At 61.3% G+C, this 26,209-nt stretch carries 24 protein-coding genes, 2 tRNA genes and 1 riboswitch; of the genes, 6 read left to right on the forward strand and 20 right to left on the reverse strand.

The features are described from left to right. Nucleotides 1–159 precede the first annotated feature (159 nt). From AB1Z34_RS10200 to AB1Z34_RS10240, 9 genes are all read right to left on the reverse strand, one after another. Nucleotides 160–245: transfer RNA gene (locus tag AB1Z34_RS10200), tRNA-Ser, on the reverse strand. Between the two features lie 181 nt (nucleotides 246–426). Next, entirely contained in the window at nucleotides 427–774 is a 348-nt protein-coding gene (locus AB1Z34_RS10205; RefSeq protein WP_016421867.1) for a metal-sensitive transcriptional regulator, read from the reverse strand. Continuing rightward, nucleotides 767–2,977: a cation-translocating P-type ATPase gene (locus tag AB1Z34_RS10210; RefSeq protein ID WP_016421866.1), complete on the reverse strand. Its 2,211-nt coding sequence runs from the start codon at nucleotides 2,975–2,977 to the stop codon at nucleotides 767–769. Before AB1Z34_RS10210 ends, AB1Z34_RS10205 begins: the two co-directional genes overlap by 8 nt. Nucleotides 2,978–2,997: 20 nt before the next feature. Next, the gene (locus AB1Z34_RS10215; protein WP_016421865.1) at nucleotides 2,998–3,207 is read right to left on the reverse strand and encodes a heavy metal-associated domain-containing protein; all 210 of its coding nucleotides are present in this window, start codon (nucleotides 3,205–3,207) and stop codon (nucleotides 2,998–3,000) included. 37 nt (nucleotides 3,208–3,244) lie between these two features. Beyond that, nucleotides 3,245–4,423, reverse strand: a complete 1,179-nt coding sequence (locus AB1Z34_RS10220) for an HNH endonuclease signature motif containing protein (protein ID WP_016421864.1) — start codon at nucleotides 4,421–4,423, stop codon at nucleotides 3,245–3,247. Between the two features lie 120 nt (nucleotides 4,424–4,543). Next, a complete protein-coding gene (locus AB1Z34_RS10225; RefSeq protein WP_367158309.1) occupies nucleotides 4,544–6,064 on the reverse strand; it encodes an AMP nucleosidase in 1,521 nt (506 codons plus the stop codon). Nucleotides 6,065–6,144: 80 nt separating this feature from the next. After that, nucleotides 6,145–6,498: a hypothetical protein gene (locus AB1Z34_RS10230; RefSeq protein ID WP_016421862.1), complete on the reverse strand. Its 354-nt coding sequence runs from the start codon at nucleotides 6,496–6,498 to the stop codon at nucleotides 6,145–6,147. 10 nt (nucleotides 6,499–6,508) lie between these two features. Continuing rightward, a riboswitch (SAM riboswitch) is annotated at nucleotides 6,509–6,629 on the reverse strand. Nucleotides 6,630–6,718: 89 nt separating this feature from the next. Continuing rightward, nucleotides 6,719–7,987: an Nramp family divalent metal transporter gene (locus AB1Z34_RS10235; protein WP_256088970.1), complete on the reverse strand. Its 1,269-nt coding sequence runs from the start codon at nucleotides 7,985–7,987 to the stop codon at nucleotides 6,719–6,721. 38 nt (nucleotides 7,988–8,025) lie between these two features. After that, the gene (locus AB1Z34_RS10240) at nucleotides 8,026–8,478 is read right to left on the reverse strand and encodes a flavodoxin family protein (RefSeq protein ID WP_069359034.1); all 453 of its coding nucleotides are present in this window, start codon (nucleotides 8,476–8,478) and stop codon (nucleotides 8,026–8,028) included. Nucleotides 8,479–8,620: 142 nt separating this feature from the next. Between AB1Z34_RS10240 and AB1Z34_RS10245 the strand changes: the two genes are divergently transcribed. Further along, entirely contained in the window at nucleotides 8,621–8,968 is a 348-nt protein-coding gene (locus AB1Z34_RS10245; RefSeq protein ID WP_016421859.1) for a DUF4288 domain-containing protein, read from the forward strand. A gap of 264 nt (nucleotides 8,969–9,232) precedes the next feature. Here AB1Z34_RS10245 and gluQRS read toward each other — a convergent pair whose 3' ends face one another. Together gluQRS and AB1Z34_RS10255 are read right to left on the reverse strand one after the other, a co-directional pair. Then, nucleotides 9,233–10,153: a tRNA glutamyl-Q(34) synthetase GluQRS gene (gluQRS, locus tag AB1Z34_RS10250; protein WP_367158310.1), complete on the reverse strand. Its 921-nt coding sequence runs from the start codon at nucleotides 10,151–10,153 to the stop codon at nucleotides 9,233–9,235. 29 nt (nucleotides 10,154–10,182) lie between these two features. Next, nucleotides 10,183–11,466, reverse strand: a complete 1,284-nt coding sequence (locus AB1Z34_RS10255) for an MFS transporter (protein ID WP_367158311.1) — start codon at nucleotides 11,464–11,466, stop codon at nucleotides 10,183–10,185. A 201-nt stretch (nucleotides 11,467–11,667) separates the two neighbouring features. Between AB1Z34_RS10255 and AB1Z34_RS10260 the strand changes: the two genes are divergently transcribed. Together AB1Z34_RS10260 and AB1Z34_RS10265 are read left to right on the forward strand one after the other, a co-directional pair. Then, nucleotides 11,668–12,360, forward strand: coding sequence for a helix-turn-helix transcriptional regulator (locus AB1Z34_RS10260; RefSeq protein ID WP_070546592.1), 693 nt, complete (start codon nucleotides 11,668–11,670; stop codon nucleotides 12,358–12,360). A 22-nt stretch (nucleotides 12,361–12,382) separates the two neighbouring features. Further along, nucleotides 12,383–13,159: a queuosine precursor transporter gene (locus AB1Z34_RS10265; RefSeq protein WP_367158312.1), complete on the forward strand. Its 777-nt coding sequence runs from the start codon at nucleotides 12,383–12,385 to the stop codon at nucleotides 13,157–13,159. A 59-nt stretch (nucleotides 13,160–13,218) separates the two neighbouring features. Here AB1Z34_RS10265 and AB1Z34_RS10270 read toward each other — a convergent pair whose 3' ends face one another. The 5 genes from AB1Z34_RS10270 to AB1Z34_RS10290 all read right to left on the reverse strand — a co-directional run bounded on the left by AB1Z34_RS10270 (nucleotide 13,219) and on the right by AB1Z34_RS10290 (nucleotide 20,124). Further along, nucleotides 13,219–13,998: an ABc transport system integral membrane protein gene (locus AB1Z34_RS10270; RefSeq protein ID WP_049190211.1), complete on the reverse strand. Its 780-nt coding sequence runs from the start codon at nucleotides 13,996–13,998 to the stop codon at nucleotides 13,219–13,221. 13 nt (nucleotides 13,999–14,011) lie between these two features. Further along, on the reverse strand, nucleotides 14,012–14,965 hold the full coding sequence (locus tag AB1Z34_RS10275; RefSeq protein WP_151011533.1) for an ABC transporter ATP-binding protein: 954 nt from the start codon (nucleotides 14,963–14,965) through the stop codon (nucleotides 14,012–14,014). A gap of 276 nt (nucleotides 14,966–15,241) precedes the next feature. Beyond that, on the reverse strand, nucleotides 15,242–16,543 hold the full coding sequence (tgt, locus tag AB1Z34_RS10280) for a tRNA guanosine(34) transglycosylase Tgt (RefSeq protein WP_069359011.1): 1,302 nt from the start codon (nucleotides 16,541–16,543) through the stop codon (nucleotides 15,242–15,244). Nucleotides 16,544–16,604: 61 nt separating this feature from the next. Next, nucleotides 16,605–19,607, reverse strand: a complete 3,003-nt coding sequence (locus AB1Z34_RS10285; RefSeq protein WP_367158313.1) for an MMPL family transporter — start codon at nucleotides 19,605–19,607, stop codon at nucleotides 16,605–16,607. A gap of 426 nt (nucleotides 19,608–20,033) precedes the next feature. Further along, nucleotides 20,034–20,124 (reverse strand) — tRNA-Ser (locus tag AB1Z34_RS10290). 234 nt (nucleotides 20,125–20,358) lie between these two features. Between AB1Z34_RS10290 and AB1Z34_RS10295 the strand changes: the two genes are divergently transcribed. Further along, nucleotides 20,359–21,339 carry a diaminopimelate dehydrogenase gene (locus AB1Z34_RS10295; protein WP_149421281.1) on the forward strand — a complete coding sequence of 327 codons (981 nt, stop codon included), beginning with the start codon at nucleotides 20,359–20,361 and terminating at the stop codon, nucleotides 21,337–21,339. A 109-nt stretch (nucleotides 21,340–21,448) separates the two neighbouring features. Here AB1Z34_RS10295 and AB1Z34_RS10300 read toward each other — a convergent pair whose 3' ends face one another. The 3 genes from AB1Z34_RS10300 to AB1Z34_RS10310 all read right to left on the reverse strand — a co-directional run bounded on the left by AB1Z34_RS10300 (nucleotide 21,449) and on the right by AB1Z34_RS10310 (nucleotide 22,886). After that, nucleotides 21,449–21,637 (reverse strand): CsbD family protein, encoded by a 189-nt coding sequence (locus AB1Z34_RS10300; protein ID WP_069359008.1) that lies wholly within the window; start codon nucleotides 21,635–21,637, stop codon nucleotides 21,449–21,451. A gap of 135 nt (nucleotides 21,638–21,772) precedes the next feature. After that, nucleotides 21,773–22,216: a nucleoside deaminase gene (locus tag AB1Z34_RS10305; protein ID WP_070851234.1), complete on the reverse strand. Its 444-nt coding sequence runs from the start codon at nucleotides 22,214–22,216 to the stop codon at nucleotides 21,773–21,775. A gap of 112 nt (nucleotides 22,217–22,328) precedes the next feature. Next, nucleotides 22,329–22,886, reverse strand: a complete 558-nt coding sequence (locus AB1Z34_RS10310) for a tRNA adenosine deaminase-associated protein (protein WP_149421280.1) — start codon at nucleotides 22,884–22,886, stop codon at nucleotides 22,329–22,331. A 38-nt stretch (nucleotides 22,887–22,924) separates the two neighbouring features. On the opposite strand from AB1Z34_RS10310, the gene AB1Z34_RS10315 reads away from it, so the two are divergent. Both AB1Z34_RS10315 and AB1Z34_RS10320 read left to right on the forward strand, forming a co-directional pair. After that, nucleotides 22,925–23,950 carry a prephenate dehydrogenase gene (locus tag AB1Z34_RS10315; RefSeq protein ID WP_367158314.1) on the forward strand — a complete coding sequence of 342 codons (1,026 nt, stop codon included), beginning with the start codon at nucleotides 22,925–22,927 and terminating at the stop codon, nucleotides 23,948–23,950. A 9-nt stretch (nucleotides 23,951–23,959) separates the two neighbouring features. Next, entirely contained in the window at nucleotides 23,960–24,808 is an 849-nt protein-coding gene (locus tag AB1Z34_RS10320) for a CoA transferase (RefSeq protein WP_367158315.1), read from the forward strand. Between the two features lie 47 nt (nucleotides 24,809–24,855). On the opposite strand, the gene AB1Z34_RS10325 is transcribed toward AB1Z34_RS10320, so the two are convergent. Then, entirely contained in the window at nucleotides 24,856–25,845 is a 990-nt protein-coding gene (locus tag AB1Z34_RS10325) for an LLM class flavin-dependent oxidoreductase (RefSeq protein WP_070601690.1), read from the reverse strand. Between the last annotated feature and the right edge of the window lie 364 nt (nucleotides 25,846–26,209).

Below are 26,209 nucleotides of genomic sequence, written 5' to 3' on the forward strand. Positions count from 1 at the left end.
CGACACCAGCTACCAACACAACCTCGGCATCCAAAAAGGCTGGATCAAATAACCGCAACACGCCCGGAAAAGACACACTTTTCTTTACTTAACCCGCAAATCCACTCACCTGCATAAATACAAGAAAACCCCCGGCGTAAACCGGGGGTCTTCACTCTGCGGAGGATGTGGGATTTGAACCCACGAGGGATGTGACTCCCGCACGCGTTCCAGGCGTGTGACATAGGCCGCTAGTCGAATCCTCCAACGTCGTTAAAGACTACCCAACAAACCCCATTTTCCCAAAACGCGCCCCCTACCAGGGAAAACGAGGCATTTAAGCGGTACTTCTTCGCAATCGGTGCCACCAACAGCAACCAACTCCGGTTGCCGACTGCCGACTGCCGACTGCTGTTTCGCCCCCCACTCCCGGAATTTTTCCGGGAGTTACTTAGCCAGCCGAGCAATCGCCGCCGAGGCCTCCTCCAGCTTGGCGTCCAACTCCTCCGGGCCGCCCTCAGCCGCATGCACCACACAGTGATGGAGGTGAGCATCCAGAAGAGTTAACGCCAACGACTTCAACGCCGAATTCACCGCCGAAATCTGGGTCAAAACATCGATACAGTACTCTTCGTTCTCAATCATCCGACCAATGCCACGAACCTGCCCCTCAATGCGACGGATACGGGATTCATAACGCCGCTTCTCCGCGAGGTAACCGGGATCAGTGGTGTCATGGCAGCAAGAATCGTCGTCAAGCGAATGCGATTGCGACGAACAACAAGACTCACTCATGAGTTACTCCTTTTTGAATAGCTGGTTGACTCGGAGAAAAACCGCGCAGACGCAGACTGTTGCCGACCACAAAAACCGACGAAAACGCCATCGCAGCGCCAGCCAACATCGGATTCAGCAACCCCAGCGCGGCGACGGGAATTGCCAAAACGTTGTAGAAAAACGCCCAAAAAAGATTCGAACGAATCGTGCGAAGCGTCCGGCGTGACAACCGCAGCGCATCCGCAGCCGCCAACAAATCACCACGCACCAGCGTGATATCCGCAGCCTCCATCGCCACATCGGTGCCCGTGCCCATCGCCATGCCCAAATCCGCCTGCGCAAGAGCCGCAGCATCATTGATGCCATCGCCGACCATCGCCACACACGCGCCGCCAGCCTGCAACTTCTCAATCGTCGCGACCTTATCCTCCGGCATCACTCCCGAAATCACATCCTCGCGAGCAATACCGACCTCATCTGCGACCCGAAACGCCGGGTCGGCGGCGTCGCCGGTCAGCAGAATCGGCCGCACCCCCCACTCCCGGAATTTCGCGACCGCAGCCGCCGACGTCAGCTTCACCGAATCCGACACCTCCAATGTGCCCAGGAGCTCGCCGTCGCGGCGCACCGCAACCACCGTCCCCCCACTCCCGGATTTTTCCCCGGAGCGACCGACCTCGATGCGGTGGCCATCCACGGTGCCTTCAACCCCCACTCCCGGAATATCCCGGAAATCAGAAACCGGGAGTAGAGAATCCGGATCCGCCGCGCGCACAATCGCCTGCGCAATCGGGTGGTGCGACGCCGCTTCCACCGAAGCGGCAAGTGGCAGCAGATTTTCGGGAGTGGGAGGGACCTCCGTCACCTCCATCACACCCGTAGTCACCGTGCCGGTCTTATCCAGCACAACCGTGTCGACCTTCCGCGCCGACTCCAGCACCTCCGGGCCGCGCAGCAACACACCCGCCTTGGCACCTTCACTCGTGCCGACCAGGAGCGCTGTGGGCGTCGCTAAGCCAAGCGCACACGGGCACGCGATGATGAGCACGGCGACCGCAGCCGTGACCGCCTCACTCGCGCCGTGCCCCGTAAACAACCACGCGCCCAGCGTGACCGCGGCGATCGCGATGACGGCGGGCACGAACACTCCCGAAACCCGATCCGCCAGCCGCTGCACCGGCGCCTTACCCGTCTGCGCCGCCTCGACCATCGCCGCCATCTGCGCCAACTGCGTCTCCGAGCCCACGCGCGTCGCCCGCACGAGCAGCCGCCCAGACGTATTGATCGTCGCCCCCGTCACCTCATCGCCAGGGCCGACCTCGACAGGCATCGGTTCGCCGGTCAGCATCGACGCATCCACCGCCGACGCGCCCTCCACGACAACGCCGTCCGTCGCGATCTTCTCACCAGGCCTAACGACGAACACCACTCCCGGACGGAGCTGTTCCACGGGCAGCCGCTTCTCCACTCCCGAACTTTCGAGAACGGAGACATCCTTGGCGCCAAGCTTCATCAACTCCCGGAGTGCCTGACCGGCGTTGCGCTTGGAGCGCTTCTCGAAGTAACGACCAATCAGCACAAACATGATGATGCCGGCCATCGCCTCGAGGTAGATGTTCATATCGGCATCACCAGGAGTGACCGTGAAGTGGAACTCGTGCTTGAGCCCCGGCAGCCCGGCACGCCCGAAGAACAACGCCCACACACTCCAGAGGAACGAAGCGGTCGTCCCCATAGTGATCAGCGTGTCCATGGTGACCTCGCCATGACGCAGATTCTTCAGTGTCGCGCGGTGGAACGGCCAGCCGGCCCACACAAAGACCGGCGCCGAGAGCGTGAGACACAGCCACTGCCAATTAGTGAACTGGAGGGCAGGGATCATCGACATTGCGATGACGGGAGCGGTGAGGATGACAGCGCCGATGACTCGGTTGCGCAGGTCTTCCAGCTCCCGGTCTTTCCCTTCGGGAGCAGCACCCGGTTCCTGTTCGGGCTCCTCCTGCGGAAGCTCAGCGGTGTACCCCGCTGCCACGATTGTGTCGATCAGTTGCTGCGGGTTGATGTCCGCCGGCGCCTCCACATGCGCCTTCTCGGTCGCATAGTTCACGCTCGCGTTAACGCCATCAAGTTTGTTCAGCTTGCGTTGGATACGGTTTGCGCACGACGCACACGTCATCCCGCCGACGGGGATATCAAGGGTGAGAAGTTGCTGCTCAGACATCCGCTTTCCTCTTTGGGGGTTTAGTTTGCGACCGCCTTGTAGCCAGCTTCATCCACTGCTGCGATTACGGCAGCGATGTCGATGTCTGCATCCGAGGTCACGGAAAGGAAATTCCGGGAGCGGTCAACCTGGACATCAGTGATTCCCGGGAGTTCAGAGACTTCCTCCCGCACCGATGCCTCGCAGTGTCCGCATGTCATGCCAGTAACAGTAAAAGTTTGATTAGCCATACCCCAAAGTATACCCCCTACGGGTATATCTGTAAAGCTATTCGCGCTGACGGTAGCCCGAGTAGGCCCGCCCCGCGAGAGCTGTCGGGTAGGCAAGGTTGAATTCGGGCGGCGCGTGCGGAGACGGCGGGTGGCGGTAGACCGCGCCGGAGCCGTCGTCACGCTCGAGGTGCCCGTTGAGGCCTTGCCTGTCGTCATCGTTGGCGGCGTTGTGTTCTTTGCAGGTCATGACCATGTTTTCCATAGTCGTGGCGCCGCCGTTTTTCCTGGCGACCAGGTGATGGGCCTGCCCGGCGTGGGCGGGGCGCGGGCACCCGGGCCACGCGCAGATGGGGTTGTCGAGGATCATCGCGATGCGCTGTTCCTCCGTCGCCAGGCGCGGGTTGTGTATCGGGAGTAGGTCGGTCGGAGTGTTGTGCTCGTCGTAGACCAGCACCCAGCCGGTGTCCGCGAGCAATGCCTCGACGAATTGTCCGGGAGTGAGGACGGAGCCGTTGGAGGTCGCCGCAAACCGCGGGCTGTACTCCACGATGTCTTGCGCGGTTACGATGAGCGCGGGCTGGTAACGGAGCTTGTCGACGTCGTCAAGCGGCCCCTCCGACCCGTGCGCCAAGCGTTCTGCCAGCGCTTGACCGACGCACCGATCCCGGGTGTAATCCTCGTGCGCTTTGGCGATTTCAGCTGCGCGCACGGTCAGCGGCGCGACCAGGTCGTCAATCATGTTCGCCGGACCGGTGACCTGCAGATGCTTCATCCCGCGGATGTCCGGATTCCGGGAGACGTGGGCGCGCAGGTGCTGCGGCGGCTCGTCGGTGCGGTTGAGCTCCTTGACCTTGGTGCGCATGTAGGTGTCGAGGCCCTCGAAGTCGTATGCTGCGGCGGCGCGGGTGAAGTCCAGGCGGTAGTACTCCCGGATTTCGACGTTGTTGAGTTGCCCGGAGCGCTTGTCGATCTGCATGACCGTGTCCAGCGACAGCTTCAGCTCCCGGGCGATCGCGACGGCCTTGTCGCGGGATTCGACGTCAACATCCTTCTCGACCGTGCCGAACAGTCGCTCCGCACAGCGCAGCAGGCGCTTGAGCCGGAAGGGGTCGAAGCCGATGCTGGCTGCCAACTCCCGGTGCCCGGTGGATTTTTCCGGGAGTGCGGCGCGCAGGTCGGCGAGCACGTCAATCCCCCGTGTCGCCAGCGCGCTGAGCAGTCCCAATGTCGTCATGGGGCTAAGGCTAGTTTCCGGGAGTGGGCGGCTTCAATCGCTTTTTGGCGTTGTCCACAGCCGTCGTAAAGCATGCACAATCTGCACAAACGGGCTTGACGACGCACTCCCGAAAGTGCCCTACCGGAACGCAACCTCTCCCACCGGCCGACGCAACTTCCGGGAGTGGAGGGTGTCGGGAGCGGTGGCCATGTCCTCGCACGCGCGCACGGCGGCCATGAGGTGCTCCTCCTTGGAGGATCGGTAGAACTCGCGGGCAGATTTCGGGAGTTTGGGTTTGTCGTGCAGTGGCATGTCGGAGACGCTGAGCAGCGCGCCGTAGGGCACGCGGAAGCGGTAGCCGTTGGCGGCGATGGTGGCGGATTCCATTTCGACGCCGATGGCGGTGGATTTCTGCAGCTCCCGGTAGAGGTCGGTCTGGGAGCGCCACTCCCAGTTGCGATCGGAGGTCGACAGCACGGTGCCGGTGCGCAGGCGCTTTTTCAGTTCGTCGCCGGAAAGCCCGGAGACGCGGGCGAGCGCGTTGGTGACGGCGAGCTGAATTTCCGCAATCGGCGGGATGGGCTTTTCCAGGGGCACGTAGTTATCGAGGACTCCGTCAGCGCGGTCGTAACCGTTGGCGAGAATCATGTCGCCGATGCGCATGCGGCCGTCGAGGCCGGCGCAGTGTCCGACCATCATCCAGCAGTGCGGGCGCGTGACGGCGAGGCAGTCGGTGATGGTTTTGGCATTGGAGGGGCCGACACCGATGTCGATGATGGTGATGCCGCATTTGTCGTCGCGAAGCAGGTGGTACGCCGGCATCTGCGAGGCGTGCGCGTGCTCACGGCAAATTCCGGGAGTGGGGATGGCGCCGATGTCGTAGCGCTTCCCACCCGGGCATACCAGCGCCGTGTACCCGTGCGGATTTCCGGGAGTGAGGGTGGCGGCGTATTCGAGGAACACGTCCGTGTGCAGCTGGTAGTTGGTAAATAGCACGAAGCGCTGGATGTTTGCGGCGTGCGACCCGGTGTAGTGCTCGAGGCGCTGGAGGGCGAGGTCGATGCGCTGGGCGGTAAAGAGGCTCAAGGGTTTGATGAGCAGGCCCAGGTAGTCGGCTTCGCCGTCGGCGATGGTGTCGTCGATGCTGGCGGAGTCGATGGGGGTAAACGTCTTCTCCACTGCCGCCAGCATGCTTGCCGACGCCCCTTCCCTCCCCGCCGCTTCCTCGGCGGCCGCGTCGAATCCGCGGCACATCCGGAGTGGGATGGGCTGGTCGGAGACGCGCACCTCGACTTCGCCGCCGTGGTTGGCGAGCAGGTCGGTAATTTGCTCGATGAGGTAGGTGCGGAACATCACCGGGCGGGTGATGGTGGTGGCGTACACTCCCGGACGGTCGACGAAGCCGTGTGACAGGGAGGGGTCGACATCCTCCACGGCGCTGCCGGCTGGAACGGTGAAGCGTAGTTCGGGGTAGTAGGCGCGTACCGGCCCACTCCCGGAATTTCCTTCGGTGGCGGCGGTGTACTGCTCGACTAGGTAGGCCATTCCTGCCCGGTGGATTTCGGTGAGCCGGTCGACGGCCGCGGCGGCGTCGGTGTAGAAGTCGCCTTCGCCTTCGGTGGGCCAGAACGGGGGTGTTGCGGAGTCTCGTACCTGCATAGCCCAAGGCTAGGCGGAGAGGTTCCCGCGCGCATCCGCGCCGCGCTCATCACGCCAGGCACGCGCACGAAACCAGCAGCTCAGTGCCGGCTCCACACTCCTTCGCGGCTGCGGCGGACTTCAAAGACCTGGTGCACGTGGTAGCCGCCGATGGTGGGGATGGTGAGGAAGTGGCGACCGTCGTCAAGCTCGTGCCAGAGGATGCGGCCGTAGCGTACGCCGTCGCGGACGTGGGCGCTGAGGTAGTCGGCGCGTTGCTGGCCGCGGAGGGTGGCGTAGAAGGCGGGGTCGACGGGGAGTTGGACGAGATTCCGGGAGTGGGGGTCGATGTCGGCTTCTTGCAGCCGGATGGCGACGGGTCGGCCGTCGACGAGGAGGTCAGCGGTGTGACGGCTGAGGTGGATGATGTGGACGTCGCTTATTGTGGTGTGCATTTGGCGCTCCTATTCGCTCTTCCCCGCAGGCGGTCTGTGGGGCTGATCTTCCTTTGGGGCACCGGGTCCGCGAATCGGGCGGTTGCCTATCGACGCTGTCAAAGGCCATTTCTCGTCGATATCTTGTGATCGTGCCGCCCACACTAACACCAACTAGACAGCTTTGTCTACCATCTCCCGCACGCTTTACGACGAGGCCCCACCCCGCCACTCCCGGAAGCTACCCCTTCCCCGTCAGCACCAGGACCACCAGCGCCACGTTGAGCGCGATGATGAGCCCGCAGATAACCCACGCGACCCGGCGCAGTAGTGGGGTGTTGGCCCAGATGCCCATCTCGGCACGCGAGGAGGTCATGCGCACCAGCGGGACCAGCGCAAACGGGATGCCAATCGACAGCACCACCTGGCTGAGCACCAGCGCCCACGTCGGCTCCACGCCGCTGGCGATAATGAGCAGCGCCGGAATGATGGTGACTATTCGGCGCACCAGCAACGGCACGTGCACCTTCAGCAGGTCGCGCATAATCAGGTCACCGGCGTAGCAACCGACGGAGGACGACGCCAGTCCGGAGGCCAACAACCCAACGCCGAAGAGCACGCCCACCACGGGGCCAAGCACGTTGGTCACGGCGGCGTGCGCACCTTCGATGGAGTCAGTCCCCTCCACTCCCGGAAGCGCTTCGGCCGCGAGACACAGCATGCCGATATTCACCGACCCAGCCAGCACGAGGGCGCCGAAGACATCGAGGCGCGTGGCCCGCAGGTGCTGGCGCAGCGAGGAGTCATCCTCCACCTTGTACTCGCGGTCGCGCACCAGCCCGGAGTGCAGGTAGACCGCATGCGGCATCACGGTCGCACCCAGCATGGATGCCGCCAGCACCACGGTGTGCGCGCCCTGGAAGCGCGGCAGAATTCCGTTGGCCATCTCCCCGAGGCTCAAGCCCGTGACAAACAGCCCGGCCAGGAACCCCACCGTAATGACCAGCAGGAACGCCACAATCACGCCCTCAAAAGTGCGTTGCGAACGCCCACCCTGAAGCAACAACAGCCCCAGCGAGACCACACCGACAATGACACCACCGAGCAGCATCGGCGTTCCGAAGAGCAGATACAGCGCGGTGGCGCCACCAATAATTTCCGCCACATCCGTCGCTGCCGCCACAATCTCGGCCTGCACCCAGTACGCCAGCCGCCCCGGCCGGTTCGAACCGAAGCGGTCGGCAACGCCTTCGGTCAGCGACCGCCCCGTCACCAGGCCATACTTCGCCGACAGATACTGCACAACCATCGCCATGAGGTTGGACACGACCAGCACCCACAGCAGCAGATACCCGTAGCTCGCGCCCGCAGACAGGTTCGCAGCCACATTTCCGGGGTCCACGTAGGCAATCGCCGCCACAAACGCAGGCCCCAGCAGACTCATCATGGGCTTGCGGTTTTTCTCGCTTGACGACGTCACTTGCGACCCTTGTGCCCCTGAATCTTTCACCCGGTCATTATTTCACGGCCTCGATACTAAATCTTCAATCAGCCCAAAATTTGGGCAGCCATGGTGCCACCGAGATTTACCAGGCGGTCGGGGATGTCGTCGTCAAGCGAGCCGACGAACACGACGGGTTCGGCCGCAAGCTCCCACTTGTAGCCGGTCGTGATGGTTTTCATGGCGTTTTCCGCGCCGGTGGTGTCGAAGCCGCCGCGGATCCAGTAGGAAAATGGCAGCCCCTTGGTAACTTCCTGCGCCTCCCGGAAGGTGGTGTCGAAGAAGTGCTTGAGCGCGCCGGAGATGTATCCAAAGTTGGCGGAGGTACCGAGCAGGATAGCGTCGGCACTGGTCAGGTCATCGATGGTGGCGTCGAGGGCCTCGACGACCTTGACATCCACGCCCTCTAGCGCGGGGTCGTTGGCGCCCTCGAGCGCATGGCTTAAGACTTCCTGCAGAAGCGGGGTCGGGGAATGGTGGACGACTAGAAGAGTAGGCATGCCCCGAGGGTATCGGCAGTGATAGGGTAAGCGCAGGTTTCAGCAACAATCCAATGTTTATCAATTCGAGTAAACGTGGCGTCCAGTAAGAAAGCCTCAAATTCGTACTGAACTAGGCGGCAATCGAAGAACGGAAAAATAGATGGAACCATACATCGGAATTGCAGTTTTTGAGTTAACAAAGCAAAGAGATTCAACCTCGGCGAATGAGAGCTTCTTCCGTGAGGACTTATACATTGTCTTTGCCGATTCTGATAGCGCCGCATACGCGCAGGTCGAAGCATTAGCCCACGAAAATGAATTAGCCCCAGAAGATCCTTCCCACTCGGGAGGATCTGTCACGTTGCGCCACATCGTCGATGTCGCCCCCGCTCTTTACGGTCGCGTCGATACAGACATCGACATCTATTCTCGCCACTTCGCATCCCTCGAGGATTACAAACGCTTCGAAATGAAATTAGGTGGCAAAGATCCTCTAGCGGAATCCTAAGACCCATATCATGAACCGCTCCCGCAATTTTGCAGTTGCTGCACTTCTCTTAGCCTTGGCTTGCTACATTGGACTGCTTTTCGTCAGCACTGCACTCTCCGATGCCTGGACAATACCCCTCGCTGTCGGTGTCTTCGGATTCGGCCTAATCAGCTTCCTAACAGCGCTGAAAGCCCAATCAAACGGTTTGACGATTGTGGCGGCACTAGTTGCTTTCACACTCTTACCGATAACGTATGCGCTAACGATAGTTCTCGGCGGGCCCTAGAAAATCACCTGTTCGCGCGGAATTTCCAGACCCGCACGCAGGGCCTCCGGGAGGTCAGCGATGGAGTCAAGCTCTGCGCTCCCGCCACCATCGATGCCATCACCGCCACCGAGCGAATCCAAAATCCACCGCTGCGCCGCATCCACGGGCACCTCACCGAGAGTCACGTCGCCATCACGCTTGGACAACCGGCGCCCTTCAGAGTTCACCACCAGCGGCACGTGCACGAACGAAGGCGTCGCATACCCCAAAAGACCAGCCAAGTACGCCTGGCGCGGGGCGGAGGACATCAGGTCATCGCCACGCACGACCTCGGTCACCCCCTGCTCGGCATCGTCGACGACGACTGCGAGGTTGTAGGCCCACATGCCATCGGCACGCTGGAGGACAAAGTCATCGATTGGGGCGGTAATCTCGCCATGCAGTTCATCGGTCGCGGCCCCCTCACGCACCTGCGATTTCAGGCGTAACGACGACCTCCTCCCCGCTGCCGCAAATTCGGCCTTTTTCGCGGCGAGGTGCTCGTCGTCAAGCGAACGGCACGTGCCGGGATACTGACCTGGCACGCCATGCGGCGCGGAGGAGGCGGCGAGAATTTCGCGGCGAGTGCAGAAGCAGGGGTATGTCAAGCCGCGTTGCGTGAGGTTGGCGAGCGCGGATTCATACAGGCCAGAGCGTTCAGACTGCCGAACCGGGGTGCCATCCCAGTCGATGCCGATGGCCTCCAGATCGGCGAGCTGCTGCGCCTCATACTCGGGGCGGGAGCGCTGGCGGTCGATGTCCTCGATACGCACGATGAAGCGGCCACCCTGCGCGCGGGCGTGCGCCCAGGCGAGAACCGCGGTGCGCAGATTTCCCAGGTGCAGCCGACCGGTCGGCGAAGGGGCGTAGCGGCCGGTGATTGGATTAGACGACATGGCTACAACGGTAGTTAATGTCGCGCGCTCTACGTAGCTGCCGTAGTTTCCGTAGCCGTCGTGGCTTTCGCAGCTTGCCGACTACCCGCCACTGCGACCGCAACGGATAGCACTGCGAATGCGATACACACAATTCCAACCACCGCACTACTTCCACCACTCAGACCCGCTGCAAGCGGGCCAACTGCCGTTCCCACATAGCCCACGATGTAGTAGCTGGAAACAGTCGCAGCGAGATTTTTCCCACGTGCCGCTTCGGAAACTCGCAGCAGCGAATACTTGAAAGAAATCCCTTGGCCGACACCACAGATAACGGTTGCGATAATCAGCAAAACAGCATTTGAGCTAAGCAAACTCAGTGTTACGCCGCCCAGCCCGAGCGCGAGAATCACCAGCCCCACCGGATACGAGACCCGTTGAACCCTTCGCCCGAGCATCACCTGAGTCACTGCCGATACTCCGAGCATCAAAGCTGTAATCGACGCAATCTTCAGCTGCGTATCGAAGCCCATATCCTTCGCAGCCAGGGGGACTACGGACTGAAAGAGACCGTTGACTCCATACGCACAGCCAATCGCTAACGCTCCCGGAATGAAAACTCGAATCACAGCCCGAGCCACACCAAACTGCGGCCGCCAGTTCGCTGAATTTCTCTCGAAACTACGCTCCCGCACCCGAGCGACACCAACCATCGACACCACGGTAAGCGCTGCGTAGATCCAATACGGCATCTGCAGCGGCGACGATGAAAACTGTGCCACCACAGCCGAGGCCAACGGCCCCAGCGCCAATGCCCCGGAGACAGCAACCGTGCTTGTGAGCGCACCAATCTGCGTGAACAATTTTTCCTGCAGTAAAGCAGTAAAAGAGCCGGTTGCTAACCCTACGGAAAAGCCTGACACAATTCGGGCGAGATATAAGACGGCCTCATGTGAATCGACCAGCGCCGCCGCCAAGAACATCAGCGTTGAGACCAAGGACAGCCCCATGCTGGTAAGCGCAATGGGTTTTCGCCCGAGCGAATCCGACAAGTGGCCGTAGGTCAGCGTAACGATGACTCCTACTGCATAACAGGCAAAAACCACCACTGTTCTATCGGTGCTCAGCCCCCAGTCGCGCTGGTAGATGGCATATAGCCCGGAAGGCATCGTGCTGCCAATCACTACGATGACCAGCCCCAGCGCGAGCGCTGCTCCATCTCGGACGTTGGCGGTTTTTGCGGCGTTCGCTCGGGCATCAACAGCATCAGTAACACCCGCAGCCTTTGCAGCCTTCGCGTTAGCGTCACCTGCCGCACCTGCCAAACCTGTCATCTCCACCCCTCCGGCCATTTCATACTTTCTGGTTATGGAAAGTATGTTTTCACAAAATAGTTTGGATGACTAGACTTTCGACAGAACTAACTCGCAGCACCTTACGTCGTCACGCCCAAAAAAAACGCAAAACGCCCGTTCAGCCCACCCTTTCGCTTACAACCACTTGCCTCAAAGACCACAAAGTGATTCGCTAACACCATGAAACAGCGCACGTACTTCGAGCAGGCAGCCGCGATTGCCGCAGAATGCTCGTCACCCGTGCGCCTGGCAATCCTGGAGTACCTTCTCAAAAACGGTCCCACTCGCGTGCGCAGCCTCGCCGAGTCCACCAACATCGCAGAATCGACGCTGTCCAACAATCTCCGGCGCCTCCGCGAAGCCGAAATCGTCGATGTCGAACGACAGGGGAAAACTGCGACCTACTCCATCGCTAACCCCTCGATACGCCAGGTAATTGCCAATCTTTTCCAGGCTGCAGGCGCCGACACTGCCGCACCCATCCCAGAGCACCAACCAGCAGTTACCTTCGCCCGGTCTTGCTACGACCACCTAGCAGGATCTCTCGGAGTACAACTCACTCGGGCTCTGTTCGCCAAAGAAGCACTCATCACCGACGCCGGGGACGTCACCTTTGGCCCCAACGCCGAGAAATGCTTCGCCTACCTCGGCACTGGTCTATCCAGCCTCGACGCAAGCAGGAAGACAGCGTTCCTCTGTAAGGACTGGACACACGCCGACTCTCACCTGGCCGGATCGCTCGGCGCCGCGCTCCTGCGTGGCCTCATTTCAAAGGGTTGGTTGACCCCAATCCCCAATTCCCGCGGACTCGAACTCACGGCAGAAGGCAAAGTCGGCCTCGAAGACTTCATCGGCACTCGCTTGGAGCCCTGAGCGGCAGGTAACATTCCCTCCCGTGACAAATAACGAAAACCTGCCCAAGTCTGGGCCGGGCAACGCCGAGACTGCCGCTGTGAGCACCTCGCACGCGCCCGAGAACGCAACTAAGTCCGAATCCACAGCAACCACGCCACGCCACATCCCGGTACCGAAATCGCTGTACCCTATGTTCACGGCCATTTTCATCGGCGTTCTAATTGTCTCCAACATCACCGCCACCAAGGGCGTGGAAATCTTCGGCCTGGCCACCGACGGGGCCTTCTTCCTCTTCCCCTTGAGCTACGTCATCGGCGACGTGCTTTCCGAGTGCTACGGCTACAAAGCCACCCGCCGCACCGTGTGGACCGGTTTCGCCATCCTCGCCGGCGCAATGCTCTGCTTCTTTGCCGCCATCAAGCTCCCGGCGGCACCGTGGTACGAGAATCAGGAAGCATTCGCCACTGTGCTGGGCACCGTCCCGCAGCTTGTTCTCGCAGGTCTGGCCGGTTATGTCGCCGGTCAGCTGCTCAACGCCTGGTCGCTCAACGCCATTAAGAAGCGCACTGGCGAAAAGGCTCTCTGGGCGCGCCTGATGGGCTCGACTGTGGTTGGCGAGTTCGTCGATACGCTCATCTTCTGCTCCATCGCCGCCACCGCGATCGGCATCGATACCTGGGGCACCTTCGTCAACTACGTCATCGTCGGCTTCATCTGGAAGACCGCCGTCGAGATTGTAGTCATGCCAGTCACCTACGCCGTCATCGCGTGGGTCAAGCGCCGCGAAGGCTACTACGACACGCGCGTTCCCGCTTAACGACGAAGAAAGTGCCGCGACCTCGCCTGAGAAGCGAGTAGTCGCGGCACTTTTTGCTTTTACTTCACATCCCGTTTGGCATTGACCCAATGAGCAACGCCAACAGCCACAACAATCCAGGCCACCAGCACCACGATGTTGAACCACATCGGCTGCGTCATGCCGGCCTCAAACCCGATGCGTGGATTCTCCGGATTTGCCATCAGACCGCCCAATTGCGTCGACAACTGCTGAATGCGTGCACCCGGCGTGACCAGCCACAGTGGCCGGAAAATCGCATACGCCAGCGCCGCGAACTCCAGCATGCTTTCCACCACCAGAATCCACACCAGCGGAATAGCGACAGCGGCCACGCGCGAGCGCGTCAGCACTCCCAGCGACATCGCGATTAGTCCAAACACTACAAAGCCAAGCACTCCGGCGAGCATGTCCGTGGCAGCGTCGCCGCCCTTGAACTCCACGCGCGGGGAAACCGTCACCGATAGCCAAGCAAGCGCCACACCAATGACCCAACAGACAGCAATCAGCACAAGGGTCAGCGTCATCCGTGCCGAAAGCCACAGGCTCCTTCGGTCCTGCGTCAAGAACGCATGCGCATTCATCTGATCGTTGTACTCACCCGCCAGGGTGGAGCCACCAAAGGCAATCACGATCATGTTGAAGATCACGGTCCCCAACAGCAGCAATTCCCAATCAGCGGTTGCACCAGCGTCCGCCGCCATGCTGAAAGCCGCCATCGGCCCAGCTATCGAGCCCACCAACAACACCACATACACCCACGTGCCACGCAGGCTGGCTAGCTTCGTCCACTCCGACCGCAAAGCGTTTCCAAAACTCATCTCAGTCACTCCCCTACTGCCCAATCGCCTGCGCGCGGTATTCCTGCGATTCCTGGGTCGCAGCCAGGAACTTTTCCTCCAGGTTGTCGCGCTTCGTGTGCAACCGCGTCACCAATAGCCCCTCACGCAAGGCAGCAGCCGCAATGTCGCGGCGGAGTTGCTGCTCGCTGATGCCGTCGTAAAGCGGAATGCGCAATTGCTTATCGACGTCAACCCCACGCGCCACCGGCCCTAACGCCTGCAGCAGCCGAGCCGGATCATCGACCTCAACTTCGATGACCGTGCCGTCAGCGAGGAACTCATCCATGCTGTACTCGCCAATCATGCGGCCGCGCCCGATGACGACGATGCGGTCGGCGGTGAGCTGCATCTCGGAAAGGAGGTGCGACGACACGAGGACAGCACAGCCCTGAGCGGCCAGGGCCTTGATGGTGTGGCGCATCCACGAGACGCCTTCGGGATCGAGGCCGTTGACCGGCTCATCCAAAATCAGATGCTGCGGCTTGCCGAGCAGAGCCGCCGCCACTCCCAGACGCTGCTTCATACCCAGCGAGTAGCCGCCGACCTTGTCCTTCGCAGCCTCGGTCATACCGACCTGCTCAAGGCACTCTTCCACGCGGGTGTCGGGGATACCGGCGCCGCGGGCGAGGGCCCGCAGATGAGCGCGGCCCGAACGAGCCTTGTTGTGCCAACCGGCATCCAGAATTGCGCCGGCAATGCTGGGCTTATTCTTCAGCGTGGAAAAGGGCTGGTTGCTGTAGGTGTTGCCCTGGGAATCCGTCCCGGTGAACAAGGCCTGGCCTGTGGTCGGGGTATCGAGGCCCAGCATGCAGCGCATGGTGGTGGACTTGCCGGAGCCATTTGGACCGAGAAAACCTGTCACTACACCGTCGGGAACGGTGAAGGACAGGTCATCGACGGCTAATTTCGAACCGTACTTCTTGCTGAGTCGTTCAACCGTGATCATGCCCTCCATGATGCCGGTTGAGACTGCCTCGCGCAGTAGAGCTAGGTCTAGTTTTGAGCTTCCCCCGGGCCCGCCCAGCCGCCACTTCACGCCACTGGACTGATTCGGGTGTTCCCTGCCACTTCACGCCACGGGTGTCACCTCATGCCACCTCCACAGATGGCACGAGGTGACATGGCTGTCGTGAAGTGCGAAAAGGTAGAAGCCTAGCCCCAGCCCAGCCACAGCCCAACCGACCCAAGCACTCCCCAGCACACCCCAGCCCCCAGCCGACTCCTAATTCCCCACTGCACGGCCACCGTTGGCGTAGTAGCGGCCCATGAACTCATCGCGATACTCGAAGAACCGGTCCTCCAGGATCGCAGCGCGAATGTTCTCCACCAGCTGCACCATGAAAAACAGGTTGTGAATCGTGCACAGCGTGCCAGCCAGGTACTCCTTGGCCTTCAACAGATGATGCAGGTAGGCCCGGGAATAATTCAGCGAAGTGTAGGAGGGCACCTCCGCATCCACGGGGCGGAAGTCGTTCTTGAAGCGGGCATTCGTCAAGGTCATCCGGCCATCGAGCGTGTACACACCACCACGGCGGGCAAGCCTCGTCGGAGCCACGCAGTCAAAGGTGTCGGCACCGGCCTCGACAGCGGCGAAAATATCGTCCGGCTCGGAGATCCCCAGTAGGTGGCGGGCGCGGTCGTCGGGAAGCTCGTCGTTGACCCAACCGCAGATCAGGCCCAGATTCTGCTTCTCAATCGCCCCACCAATGCCATAGCCGTGGAAGCCGAGCTGGCCGGCGTCCTCGAACTCGCGGGAGAGCTCCACCAGCCCGCGGGCGGCCTTTCGACGCAGGTCTTCGTACTGCGCACCCTGCACGACACCGAATAACTGCTGGATGGGCAACTGGCCGTCGTCAAGCGAATGGACATGCGCATCGACCTGACCGCGCGAAATCGTCAGCTCGTTGTGAGCCTCCAGGCAACGGCGCGCCCAGCGGTGCGTGCGCTCGACGGATGCCTCCTGGTAGCCGCGGGTGTTCATCAGCGTGGTGAGCTCGTCGAACGCCATCATGATGTCGGCGCCCAGCGCGTGCTGAATACGCATGGACACCTCCGGCGTGAAGCGGTGCTCGGAGCCATCGATGTGCGAGCGGAAAGTCACGCCGTCCTCGTCGACGAACGCGTTGCGCTCTTTGCCCTCGGCGACGATGTCGTCTTTCTGCATGCCGGTGACGTCCATCGCGAGGGTCTTTTTAAAGCCTGCGCCCAGGCTGAGCACCTGGAATCCGCCGGAGTCGGTGTATGTCGGGCCGTTCCAGTTGGAGAACTTTGCCAACCCGCCGGCCTGGTCGACGATTTCCTCGCCGGGCTGCAGGTACAGGTGGTACGCGTTCGACAGCATCGCCTGCGCGCCGGTGGATCGCACCTGCTCTGGCGTGAGCGTCTTCACGGTCGCCTTCGTGCCGACCGGAATGAACGCCGGCGTAGCAATATCACCATGCGGGGTGTGGATGGTGCCAGCACGTCCGCGCGCGCCTTCGATTTGCTTTACGACGTCAAAGCCCGTCGTCCTCGACTGCGACATGAAGCTCCTTGGTTGTGGTCCAGTGCTAATGCCTTGAGGTTACCTGGGTGCTATTCGCACGTTACTCAGCGCTGTCGTTTTCCTCGGGTTGGGCAGCGTTTTCCGGGTCCCACACGGCGCGGCTACGACGTGGCGCTTCCTCTTCGAGTCCTTCGCGCCTCATCAGTTCCGCAACCGTAATCTTCTTCCGCTTACGAGCCGGGCTGTAGTACGGGCGGACCTCGACGTCCTTGGCACTTTCCGGGTTCGGCTGGGCGTCGGTTGGTTCAGCTGGTTCGGGCTGCATGAGCTGTTCGGTCGGCTCCGGCTGCTCCGGCTGCTCTGGCTCAGCTGGCGCCGTCGGAGCGGACAGTTCGGCCTGCTCAGTGCGCGCGGACTGTTCGGCATGCTCGGACTGGTCAGCGGGTTCGGGCTCCTTCAGCTTTGCCTTCTTCCGCTTCGGAATCCAGCGGTTACGCTTCTTGGTCGCGACAGCCACAGCAGTACCACCAGCTGCGCCCGTTGCAGCGGCCGCGCCCGCTGCACCAGCACCGACTTCACCAGCAGCACTGTCTGCTTCGTCCTCGTCAGCGTCAACGTCGCCAAAGCCACGCCCAGCACCTTCGTTTTCGGGCAACAGGGACTCACCGCGAGCCATACGCTCGCGGCGGCCCTTCTCCACCAGCTCCTCGGAAACCTCTTCCAGGGCAGAGCCTTCGACATCCACAGAAGGCAACATCTTGTCCAGCCACTTCGGCATGTACCAGGTAGCGCGGCCAAGCAGAAACATGGCTGCCGGGATGAAGGTCATGCGGATAACGAAGGCGTCGAAAAGCACTGCGGCACCCAGCGCGAAACCGAATACCTTGATAATCGCCAGGGGTTGCCCGGCGAACGCCGCGAAGACGGAGATCATAATAATCGCAGCGGCCGTGACCACACGAGCGCCAAGAGTAAAGCCTTCAACGACCGATTCTTCGACCGCGTTGTACTTCGACTCTGGTGAGGACTCACCCTTGTTGTGGGTGTAATGCTCACGCATGCGGGAAACCAGGAAGACCTGATAGTCCATGGCCAAACCGAACGTCACACCAATGAGGAAGATTGGCACAAAGCTGACCAGCGGACCCGGAGTGCTAATCACACCCCAGAGGCCATCCTGGAAAAATGCCACCGTGACACCGAATGCGGCTGCGACAGAGAGCAAGAAGCCCACGCCAGCAGTCACCGGCACCATCAGGGAACGGAAAATCATCAGCAGCAGGATCACTGCCAGACCCACGACAACGCCCAAGTAGAGCGGCATTGCGCCCTGGAGACGGTCGGTGATGTCAATTTCGATAGGAACCAGGCCAGTGACACCGGTGAATAGGCCGGTGGTTTGCTCAATCTGCTTCTGCTGATCGCGCACCGCGTTCATCAGCTGCTTGGTCGCAGGATCGAGCGGACCCGACTTCGGGGTCATGATCATCTTGACCGCAGTGCCGTCATGATTCATGCCAATCATCTGGATGTGCTCGACACCGACATTGGATTTGAACTGGTCGACAGCGTAGCTATAGGAAGCCTTACGGGCGGCCTCGATGTCAGAGAGTTCCGGGTTGGTCTGCTTCAGGGACTCGATAAGCGGTTTGAGCACCGGTGCGTCGGGCTTCACATCATCCGACTTGGCAATAATGATGAGCTGTGAATTACGTCCCGCGCCGAAGCCCTCTTCAATCATGGTGATGGCCTTGCGGTTCGTGCTGTCCTTCGCCGCAGTAGAGTCCGACGGCAGCGCCAGCTTCAAGTGCATGGCCGGGTAGGCCAACGCCAACAGCAAGACGATACAGCCGACCAGGAACAACCCTGGGGCCTTGTGGACGAAGGTGACCCAGCGGCGTCCCATCGTCATCTCGCCGAAGAAGGAAGAGCGGCGTCCCTTGCGCGCATTACGCGAGGGGTTGCCGGCAACACCAGGCACGCGGCCAGCGAAGACCTTGTCGCCCAGCAGAGACATAACTGCCGGCAGCAGGGTCAGAGAGACCAGCACTGTGAAGGCCACCGTGATTGCCGCCGAAATACCCATCAGGGACATGAACGGCACCTTGGCCACCGTCAGCGCTGCCAACGCGACAATCACAGTGAGGCCTGCGAAAACCACAGCGGAGCCAGCCGTACCGGTAGCCATGCCGATGGCATCTTCGTTGGTCATCCCTCGGGCTCTTTCTGCCCTGTAGCGAGAGAGGATGAACAGTGCGTAGTCAATACCGACAGCCAGGCCGAACATGACGGCAAGCACCGGGGTAATCGAGTTGACGTCAGTGAATGCGGTCATCAATGTCACACCGAAGACACCGATGATGATACCCACTACCGCCGTCACAATAGGCAGGAACGAAGCCACCAGAGAGCCGAAGGTGACAACCAGCACGATAAACGCCACGGTCACACCGATAATCTCCGAGGTCGGAGCCACCTCAATCGCGGGCTGCATGCCCGGGCCAGAGGCCTCGACCTTGATACCTGCGTCACGACCAGCCTGCATCGCGTCGAGAAGCGCCTGCATATTCTCCGGCTCGATGTCCTGCGGCATCTTGGCATCGAAAACGAAGGTGGAAATACCGTAGCGACCGTCATCGGACACGGTACGCATGGCATTGGCATCGGCCTCGGCGACATCCTTGGGCAGGCCAGCGGCCATGCCCTGTTCCTTGACCATCGCCTGCATCTTCGGATTGAGGTCTACCGGGTTGTGAAGTTGCAAATCGTCGGCGATTTGGCCGACATTGTCGCGGATGCCGTTAATGACCTGGTCAACAGCTTCTTTATTCTGTGGGGCATCGAGCCTCTGTCCCTCGGGGGCCTCGAAGGCGACATAAATACGCTGCTCTCGAATTGGGTTCGGAACATCGGGGAACTTTTCCTCAATCACGTGTGAAGCCGTTGCCGACGGCATGCCGGGGATCGAGAACTGGTCGATGAACCCCTTCTGGAATGCGGCAACTGCACCGCCCAGCCCCGCCAAAACCAGGAACCACGCGATGATCACAGTCCATTTATGCAGGTAGGAGAACCTGCCGAGTTTGAACAAGGCCTTTGCCATGTCAAGTTTCCCTTACGTCTAATATTCGCCTGGACCGCCCCCAACTGCAGCTTCCCCAAGTTCGCGCTACCCAAGCACTCCCTCGGACTTCACCTGCAGTTTGAAGCCTCTTCGCTACTCCGATGCTAGCGACCACCCCGGATTGGCCAACATCAACTCTGGCGCTGACGCGGTCACTGGGGGCGGGCACGACATAAAAACCGGAAATACTTTTGCTAAGAGTAGCGGACTTCCCGGATAAACGTGAACAATGGGGTGTGTGTTACTGATGTTAATTTTGTGATTTAGGTGCTCCAGGTCGGACGCCTCACCATTTGCCGCTTTACGACGGACACCTCCCACACCTCCACCACACCCAGGCAATCAGGGCCGATTAAATGCAAAACCCCCGGGGCTCCTACTTAAAGGAACCACCGGGGTTTTTATTGGCGGTGACGGAGGGATTTGAACCCTCGGTACGGGGTTACCGCACAAAGCATTTCGAGTGCTTCACCTTCGGCCGCTCGGACACGTCACCGCTAGAAAACGTTACAGGTAGCCCCTTTATCTACCAAATCCCCAGGTCAGGGCGCCCAGGCCTTCGCCAAGCCGCTCTCGCTGCACTACATCCTGCGCCACCCCAAGCCCGTCAACCCTCCACCGCGCTCTTCGGGGTGGCCAACGCCCGCTGAGATATGAAGGAATAGTCTGTAGCTTGAAATCTAGAAACTTAAACACGGAAAGTGCAGCCACACAGAAAGGGTTCTCCCTCATGATTCGTTCCGCCATCATCGGCTACGGCAACTTGGGTCGCAGCGTCGAAAAGGTCATTGCCGACCAGCCAGATATGGAACTCGTCGGTGTTTTCTCCCGTCGCGATTCGCTGGACACTGAGGCCCGCGTGCTCCCGGCTGCGGATGTCGAAAAGTACAAGGACGAGGTAGACGTGCTGTTCGTGTGCCTCGGCTCGGCCACCGATGTCCCAGAGCAGGCCCCTGAGCTAGCAAAGAACTTTACGACGGTCGACACCTACGACAACCACCACGAGATTCCGAAGCACCGCGCGGCCATGGACGCCTCCGCTCGTGAGGGTGACAATATCGCCATGATCTCGACCGGTTGGGACCCGGGCCTGTTCTCCCTGAACCGCGTCCTGGGCGCTGCCATCCTGCCGGGCGCAGACCAGATGACCTTCTGGGGACCAGGCCTGTCGCAGGGCCACTCCGATGCCGTGCGTCGTGTGCCGGGAGTGAAGAAGGGTGTCCAGTACACCAAGCCGAACCCGGAAGCTATCGAGGCCGTGAAGAAGGGCGAGGGCGCAGACCTGAAGGGTAACGAGTGCCACCTGCGCCACTGCTTCGTCGTCGCTGAAGAGACCGGCAACGCCGACGAGGACGCCAAGCTCAAGGAGCAGATCCGCGAAACCATCGTGACCATGCCGGATTACTTTGCCCCATACGAGACCATCGTGGACTTCATCTCTGAAGAGGAGTTCGACCGCGACCACCAGGGCATGCCGCACGGCGGCCAGGTCATTACCCGTGGCCAGGCCGGTACCTCCGGCCACGTCATCGAGTTCGGTCTCGAACTGGAGCGCAACCCCGACTTCACCGCAGCCGTCCAGGTTGCCTACGGTCGCGCTGCCTACCGCCTGAAGCAGGCTGGCGAGACTGGTGCCCGTACCGTCTTCGAGATCGCCCCGTACCTACTGTCCGTCGAACCACTGGATGACCTGGTGGCTCAGAAGCTGTAGCCAGCCCCAACGCTGACAGCCGGCCATCGAAACACAAAGAACCCCAACCGTCTCCGCACATCAGAAGCGGAGAAGGTTGGGGGTTATCTCTACCCGAGAGCTAAACGCTTTACTTGTCAGTCAGCTTGCCCAAGGTCTCAGCGGCCTTATCCTTCAGGTCCTCAGCACCCTGCTTGATCTTGGACGCAGTCTGCTCGCCCTTGCCCTGGTTTGCCAGGTCGTCGTTGCCAACGGCGTCGCCGGCAGCTTCCTTAACCTTGCCACCCAACTCGTCGGCCTTGTTCTGCAGCTCGCTCATTATGTAAGCCTCCTATGTAAACGACTTATCTATTCTCTAGAGCCACCGTCTAGCAGCCCCATTAGTTCCGACGATACGTGAAAATGAAGACTCGTCACGGCCACAGCGGGAATTGTGACCTAACTGTGACCCCGCTCACGCTTCCGACTGCCGTTGCCGTTCGAAGAATTCCCGCAGGTAAACGGAGCATTCGTCGGCAAGCACACCCCCGCGCACCTGCGGCGTGAATGCGTGGGCGGGATCGCGGATGACATCGGCGATGGAGCCGCACGCGCCGGTCTTGGGCGACCACGCGCCGAAGACCACGCGCCCCACGCGCCCCATGACGCACGCGCCGGCGCACATCACGCACGGCTCAAGTGTCACGACCAACGTGCACTGCTCCAGCCGCCAGCCGTCACCAACAGCGCGGGTGGCCTCGCGCAACGCAATGACTTCGGCGTGGGCAAGTGGGTCACCATCCGCTTCCCGACGGTTCGAGCCCCGGCCCACAACCCTGCCCTCGGCATCCACGACCACAGCTCCCACCGGCACATCCCCGGGGGCCGTGTGAGCAGCTTCGGCGATAGCCAGGCGCATCCACTCTTCGTCGAGAATGTCTTGTTTTCGACGGGGCAGGGCGCCTGGCCGACCAGCTGGCTGGCTGGCCGCAAGGGCGCTTGGCCGCCCGGCCAGATGACCTTTGTCAGGGTTAGTCGTCATAGGGATCGTAGTCGTCATCGTCGCCGTCGTAATCCAGGTCGGCGACATCGGCGAGCTCCTCGGCGCACCCCAGCTCCTCGGCAATGGCAAGAAGCTGCTCGGACGCCCACAGCGACCGATCGTCACAGATGGACTCCAGGACTTCCTCCGAACAGCCCAGGTCAGCGAGGATATCCATATCTCCTTCGGCCCAGGCGTCGACATCGTCGAGCTCGTCCTCGTCGAGGTCGGGGATATCCAGATCCAGCTCGTCGAACACATCTGCCGCAATGTCGTCGGTGACGGCGGCGGTGGCGTCGGAAAGCACAACGCGCAGCGACCCAACGCCCTGGCGCACGAGAATAAAGTAATCGTCGTCGATATTGAGCATTCCGACAGCGGCGCGCTCCGAACGCAGATTGCGCAGCGCCTGTGCAGCGTCAGCGAGGGAATCGGTGGCGTCGTCCCCAAGATCGACGACGCGCCAACCGCGCTCCCCCATAGTTACGGCAACCGCGAAGGAGCGGTCGTCATCGGAGGTGTACCCTCCGGAAAAGGTCGTGCTCATAACCCACAACGCTAGTCGCTGTATGTCATGCTTGTCAGGTGAGCAATTTCGAGTCCCCCTCCCCTGCTTCGTCCTCCCTGTCAGCTGCACAACTACCCGCGGTATGCATCCTCGGTTTGGGCCTCATCGGTGGCTCCATGATGCGCGACCTGCGGGCCCATAACGTCGAATGCTTCGGTTGGAATCGCTCGTCCCCGACGGTCGAGGAAGCCACGAAGGCGGGATTCGATGCCAGTACAGATCTTCAAGCCACGCTCGAGCGCGCTGAGGCCAGCCGCGCGCTCATCGTAATTGGCACCCCCATGACAGTCGTCGGCACGATGCTCGACGCGATCAACGAGCACGCCCCCAGCTGTGGCATCACGGATGTGGTCTCCGTGAAGGCGGCCGTCGCCGCCGAGGTCTCCGCGCGCGGGATGGAGGAACGCTTCGTCGGCGCGCACCCAATGGCGGGTTCCGCGCAGGCGGGCTGGTCCGCCACGCTCGAAGGGCTTTTCGACGGCGCCCCCTGGGTCATCACCTACGACCTGGCAGCTGCTGCCGACGCTGCAGGCAAGCCCGTCCCGGAGCGGTGGATCGAAGTCTTTTCGCAGGTCGCCAACTTGGGAGCAGCTCTTGGCAGTCAACTCATTCCAGCGCTGAGCGATCACCACGATGCCAGCGTCGCCCGCATCTCCCACATGCCACACCTAGCGGCCTACGCAATTGCCGCCGCCGGTGAAGCCGGTGGCCCCCTGGCCATTTCGCTTGCAGCCGGCTCTTTCCGCGACTGCACCCGCGTCGCCGCCGCTGCTCCTGACATGGTCATGTCCTGGTGTGAGAACAACACCGAACCCGTGCTCACCGCGCTTGACGACGTCATCGAGCGCCTCACCGCCGCGCGCACCCAGTTGGCCACCGAGGGAACCGCTATGGACCTGGCCAAAACCGGTCAGATTGCCCGTGTCCGCTACGAGGCCCGCCCTGCTCACCGCCCGATTTTCCGACTGCGCGTCGGCGAGGGCGGCTGGATCAACCAGTTGAAGTTGGCCGAAAACGTCGGCGGGCAGATAGATGTGTTCTAGTGTGGAACTATGTTTTCCCCCGAGCTGCACACCAGCCTCGCAGGCATCACTGTCGTCAACTTCGCCATTAACGTACCGGGACCACTGGCCGCTCAGCACTTGGGCCAGCTAGGCGCCCGGGTGATTAAGGTCGAACCACCCACAGGCGACCCGCTCGGTTCCTTCGGCCACTCCTGGTATGAAGCTATGTCCGCAGGTCACGAGATTATCCAGGCGGATCTGAAGAGCAATGAGGGGCGCGCACAGCTGAGCTCGCTGATCGATGAGGCCGATGTGGTCATCACCTCGGTTCGCCCCTCCGCGCTGGAACGCATGGGACTGGCGGGCCTCCACGAGCGCCCGAATGGGCCGATACATATCGACATTGTCGGTGATACCGAAGCTCCAGAAACACCCGGCCATGACCTGACCTACCAGGCAGAGGCCGGAACCCTCACGCCTCCGGCGATGCCGCCGGTGCTGTTGGGCGACATTCTGGGCGCGCACTTTGCGGTCACCGCTGCCCTTGCCGGGTTGATTAAGCGGGCGGGTGCTGGGGCGGACGTCGTAAAGCAGCCTGGACTGCACTGCCGCATCGGCCTGAAGCAGGCGGGTGAGGCCGGTGCCGCGCCGCTGAAGTACGGCATGACGGCGCCCGGCGGACTACTCGGTGGCGGCCTGTGGACGTACGGCCTCTACCCCAGCGCCGACGGCTACGTGGCCGTGGCAGCGCTGGAGCCGCACTTTGCCGCCGCCCTGACCGAGGCCACACGCGCGAGCAACCGCGAGGAGCTTGCGGATTTCCTCCGCGAGCGCACCAACGCCGAAATCATGCAGCTTGCCAGCGAAAAGTCGCTGCCGCTGGCTGCAGTGAAGTAAGCGGGTCAGTTTAAGGCCGCGCGCCTCTGGGGTCGGGGCCTGGAGCCTTACGCGGTCAACCCCGCGGCCTCTGCGGTGAGCTCCACCGAACGCAGCCGGTCAGGAACCTTCAGCGATTGATGAGCCACAATCAGCTCATCCGCCGTCGAGTACTCACCGAACTGCGCAATCTGCTCACGCACCTGCGCCACCGTGCCGACCGCCGTGTGACGGAACATATTTTGCACCTGACGCCCCTGCGGGGTATCCATCAGAATCTCCGCCTCATCGTCAGTGAGGTGATGCCCACCGCGACTCAGGAACCGCCTGACCATGTTCCTGCGGGTAGCGAAGTACTGCTGCTGTGCGTCTTCTTCGCTTTCCGACGCAATGACATTCATGGCCGCAAATGCGTACGGCTTATCCAGCTGCTCAGAAGGCTGGAACTGCTCGCGGTAGACCGCGATGGCATCGCGAAGCGCGTCCGGAGCGAAGTGCGAAGCAAACGCGTAGGGCAAGCCGAGCGCCGCCGCGAGCTGAGCACCAAAGAGCGAGGAGCCCAGGATGTACAGCGGCACATGGGTGCCGCGGCCCGGAATCGCGTTGATGCCCTTGATCAGCGACTCGTCGGAGAGGTAACCGCGCAGCTCCTGCACATCCTGCGGGAAGGAATCGGACGAACGCGGGTCACGCCGCAGGGCGCGCATAGTGGCCTGGTCCGTGCCCGGCGCACGACCAAGCCCCAGCTCGATGCGATCCGGGTACAGATTCGCGAGCGTGCCGAACTGTTCCGCGACCGTCAGCGGTGCATGATTCGGCAGCATGACGCCGCCGGAGCCGAGGGTGATGCTCTCGGTTTTTGCAGCCACGGCTGCGATAAGAACTGCCGGCGACGAGGACGCGATGGAGTTCATATTGTGGTGCTCCGCGTACCAAATACGCTGATAACCAGCCTTTTCCGCTGTCTGCGCCAAATCGATGGAGCCCTGTAGGGCGTCGGCGTGGGACTGCCCCGAGGCTACGGTAGCAAGGTCAAGAATGGACTCAGTACGAATCATGGTTCCACAGTCTAGACCGTTAGTCGGATATTGCGAGTTTGAGATGTTTCGAATACTGAGGCGCTGGGGGTTGGGTTTTGGGGTTTGGGTGCGGGTGGCTTGCGGGCGTGGGCGGCTTGCGGGTGGACGGGCCCATGGGTGGCTCGTGGGCGGTATTCACTTGTCGATGAGGTATTCACATATCGATGAGCTATAGCCTGGCCACAAGTGAATAGCTCATCGATATGAGCGCAGGCAGAGCCAATACCGCGCGCATAAGTGCCGGAAAACCGGGTTAAGGGTCAAAATGTGTGTCTGGCTCGGCGTGTCGCGGGGGTTAGATTTGGCCTTTTTGAATGCCGATTGAGTGGGTGTAGTCGGTGTC

This window comes from Corynebacterium sp. 045007, from assembly GCF_040743205.1.
GTDB lineage: Bacteria > Actinomycetota > Actinomycetes > Mycobacteriales > Mycobacteriaceae > Corynebacterium > Corynebacterium jeikeium_D.